This window comes from Tateyamaria sp. (assembly GCF_059783535.1).
Genome location: NZ_JBYNDP010000216.1, coordinates 1 through 3982, shown reverse-complemented (window position 1 = coordinate 3982; position 3982 = coordinate 1). Strand labels below are relative to the sequence as shown.

Genomic DNA, 3982 nt, shown 5'->3' with positions numbered 1-3982 from the left:
AGGCGGTCATGTCGGTCAGCAGGACCAGCACGCGCTTGCCCTCCTCCACCGCGAACTTCTCCGCCACGGCCAACGCCATGTCCGGCACCAAAAGGCGCTCCACCAAAGGATCAGACGCCTGATTGACGAACATGACGGTGCGCGAAAACACCCCGGCGTCCTCGAACGACTGCCGAAAGGTGTGAAAGTCGTCAAAGATCAGGCCCATGCCGCCAAAGACAACGATATCCGCGTCCGCCTGAATGCCGATGCGCGCGAGAAACGGATTGTAAGGCTCGCCCGAAACCGAAAAGATCGGGATCTTCTGGCTTTCGACCAGAGTGTTGAACACGTCGATCATCGGTACATCGGTGCGGATCATGCGCTTGGGCACGATGCGCTCTGCCGGGTTCACGGACGGCCCGCCAATGTCATGTCGCGGCTCACCGCTCAGGTCCGGGCCGCCATCCACCGGCGCCCCTGCCCCGTCAAACACGCGGCCCAGAATATTGCCGGAATAGGGCGCCTGCATCGGGTGGCCCAGAAAGGTGGCCGTGGCCCCGGTCGAAATCCCCTTGGTCCCGGAAAAGACCTGTAACGACACAATATCGCGCTCGATCCGAATGACCTGCGCCAGTGAAGTTGCGCCATCCACGCTTTTCACCACGGCCAGATCGCCATAGCGCACGATGCTGTCCGCCTCAGCCCTCTCCGGCACGTGGACCTTGAGCGTATCGCCCACGATTTCCAGAACCTGTGAATAGCGGATCAGTTCACGCACCATGTTGCGCCCTCCGTCCCTTTGATGTGCCCTGCGCAGATGGCATGCCGTGAACCCTAGTCATGGAATGTGACACCTGTAGCATCGGTTGAAATCAGGGTGCCCTTGTCCCCGACGACCATGGCATCCAGATCGGCGAGCCTCCCGATGGCCGCTGTCTTGCCGGTCTTACGGGCGAACTGGCAGGCTGCGGCCACCTTCGGTCCCATAGACCCGGCGGCAAAGCTGTGCTTTTCCAGTGCCTCAGGTGACGCCAGCTTGATCACGCGCTGGTCGGGCGTGCCCCAGTCCAGATACACCCCTTCAGTGTCCGTCGCAGCAATGAACAGATCTGCGCCAATCTCGCGCGCTAGCAGTTCCGAGGCGAAATCCTTGTCGATCACCGCCTCGACCCCTTCCAGGTCGCCATCGGCGGTATAGGCGGTCGGGATACCCCCACCGCCTGCGCAGATCACCACGGTGCCCTGCTCGACCAGCCACTTGATCGGACGCAGTTGAAAGATACGCTGCGGCAGCGGCGACGGCACAACGCGCCGCCACTTGTCGCCATCGGCCCGCATCTGCCAGCCCTTCTCGGCGGCAATCCGATCCGCCTCGACCTTGTCATAAACGGGCCCCACGAATTTCGTCGGATCGGCAAAGGCGGGATCGTCCCGGTCCACCTCGATCATGGTCAGCAGGGTCGCCAGCGGCTTTTCAAACGGCAGCCGGTTGCCCAGCTCCTGTTCGATCATGTAGCCGATCATGCCGTCCGTCTGCGCACCCAGCACATCCAGCGGATAGGCTTCGTCCGGTTTGTAGGCATGGCCCTGCAAGGCCAGCAGCCCAACCTGCGGGCCGTTGCCATGCGTGATGATCAACTCGTGATCCATGGCAATCTGCGAAAGTGCCTCCGCCGCGATCGCGGTGTTCGCACGCTGGTTCTCTGCCGTCAGCGCCTGCCCTCGCCGCAACAGGGCATTGCCACCCAAGGCCGTGACAATCCGCATGATCAGCGCCCCAACGTGGCCACGAGCACGGCCTTGATCGTGTGCATCCGGTTCTCGGCCTGCTCAAACTGAATACCTGCGGGGCTTTCAAAAACTTCTTCGGTCACCTCCATTTCCGAGATGCCGAATTTCTCGAAAATCTCCTGTCCCACCTTGGTCTCGGTGTTGTGGAAGGCGGGCAGGCAATGCATGAACCGCGTGCTGGATTTGCCGCTGGCAGCCATCAGATCGGCGTTGACCCGATAAGGGGTCAGCTGCTTGATCCGCTGCTCCCAGACATCGTCGGCCTCCCCCATCGACACCCAAACATCGGTATGGATGAAATCAACACCCTTCACGGCCTCGGCCGGGTCATCGGTGATGGTCAGAGTCGCACCATACTTGGCCGCCGCCGCCTCGGCCGGACCCCGGAACTCGTCCGTTGGCCACAACGCCTCGGGCGAAGCGATGCGCACATCCATGCCCATCAGACAGCCCGCGATCATCATCGAATGGCCCATATTCGACCGGCCATCACCCACGTACGCATAGCTGATGTCATGCAGCGGCTTTTCCGCGTATTCCTGCATGGTCAGCAGGTCGGCCAGCATCTGCGTCGGGTGAAACTCGTCCGTCAGCCCGTTGAAGACCGGCACACCCGCGTGATCCGCCAAGGTCTCGACCAGATCCTGACCAAAGCCGCGATACTCGATCCCGTCATACATGCGGCCCAGCACACGGGCCGTGTCCTTCATGCTTTCCTTGTGCCCGATCTGCGACCCGGATGGCCCAAGGTAGGTCACCCCCGCCCCCTGATCCATCGCGGCCACTTCAAAGGCGCACATCGTCCGGGTCGAGGTCTTCTCGAAGATCAGGCAGATATTCTTGCCCCGCAGGTGTTGCTGCTCGGTCCCCGAATACTTCGCGCGCTTCAGATCACGCGACAGGTCCAGCAAATAGCGCAGCTCGCGCTGATCGAAATCCAGCAGTTTCAGGAAACTGCGCCCCTTGAGATTGAATGCCATGGGCCTCGTCCTTTCGATTGATCAGTAATCCACCGGGTCGCGCCAGATCGGGCAGGTCATGCAATGCCCCCCGCCCCTGCCCCGGCCCAGCTCGGATCCGGCAATGGTGATGACCTCGACCCCCGCCTTGCGCAGCAGCGTGTTGGTGTAGGTGTTGCGGTCGTAGGCCACGACGACACCGGGCTCGATGGCGACAACATTGTTGCCGTCATCCCATTGCTCACGCTCCTGGTTGAAGGCATCGCCTCCGGTCTGCACGATGTTCAGGGCCTTGATGCCCAGACATTCGGCCGCCACGTCGAACAGGTGCTTGTCCTCGTGATGAAAGTCGATGCTGCCCTCGCGATTGCCGGGGCGCAGGCTGACGCATTTGATCTCGTTGCAGACCTCGACAAAGGCGGTCGCCGTCTCTCGGTCGCAATGGCTGAACACCGTGTCCAGATGCATCGCCGCCCGGCTGCGCGGCATCTGGCAGGCCACCACCCGTTCCGCCGCCTCCTTGGCAAAGAGCGCCTTGGCCACCTGCCCCACAGCCTGCGGCGTCGTGCGCTCACCCATGCCAATGAGGACGGTGCCCTTGCCCCACGGCATGACATCGCCACCCTCAACCGTGGCCGGGCCATAATCCGTATCCGGATCACCCCACCAGATGTCGAAATCGCCCCCTTTGAAATCCGGGTGGAACCTGTAGATGGCCGTGACCAGCAAGGTCTCGGGCTTGCGCGCGGGCCAGTACATCGGATTGACCGTGACACCGCCATAGATCCAGCAACTGTTGTCACGGGTGAACTGCGTGTTGGGCAGCGGCGGAATGACAAAGCCCAAGGTGCCCAGATAGCTGCCGAACATGCCCGACGGGGTAAAGGGCAGGTCTTGCACCGCAATCCCGCCAATCAGGAACTTTGCAAGGTCCTTGGCGGCCATCTCGTCCAGCCAGCTCCGCAACTCGCCCAGCATACCGACGCCCACCTGGTTTTGGGTGATGCGCCGGTCGAGCACCCATTTACGCGCCTCCGCGTCCTTCAGCGTTGTGGCCAGCAGGGCCTGGAACTCCAGCACCTCGACCCCGCGTTCTTCCATCTTCATGCGGAAATCGGCGTGGTCCCGGCGCGCCTTGTTGACCCACAATACGTCATCGTACAGTAGTTCCGCCGCGTTGCCCGGGGTCAGCCGCGCATGGGCCAGACCCGGTTCACAGACCATGACCTTGCGCAGCTTGCCGATCTCTG

4 protein-coding genes are annotated in these 3982 nt (G+C 62.1%); all 4 read right to left on the bottom strand.

The annotated features are described in order from the left end of the window. Positions 1 to 763 (bottom strand): hypothetical protein (locus AC6RA8_RS21625; protein ID WP_500355786.1); only part of this gene is annotated, 763 nt, incomplete at its 3' end. Positions 764 to 816: 53 nt separating this feature from the next. Continuing rightward, on the bottom strand, positions 817 to 1749 hold the full coding sequence (arcC, locus tag AC6RA8_RS21620; protein WP_500355784.1) for a carbamate kinase: 933 nt from the start codon (positions 1747 to 1749) through the stop codon (positions 817 to 819). Between the two features lie 2 nt (positions 1750 to 1751). Beyond that, the gene (argF, locus tag AC6RA8_RS21615; protein ID WP_500355782.1) at positions 1752 to 2753 is read right to left on the bottom strand and encodes an ornithine carbamoyltransferase; all 1002 of its coding nucleotides are present in this window, start codon (positions 2751 to 2753) and stop codon (positions 1752 to 1754) included. A 21-nt stretch (positions 2754 to 2774) separates the two neighbouring features. Next, positions 2775 to 3982: arginine deiminase (locus AC6RA8_RS21610; protein WP_500355780.1), on the bottom strand; the 1208-nt coding region annotated here is incomplete at its 5' end.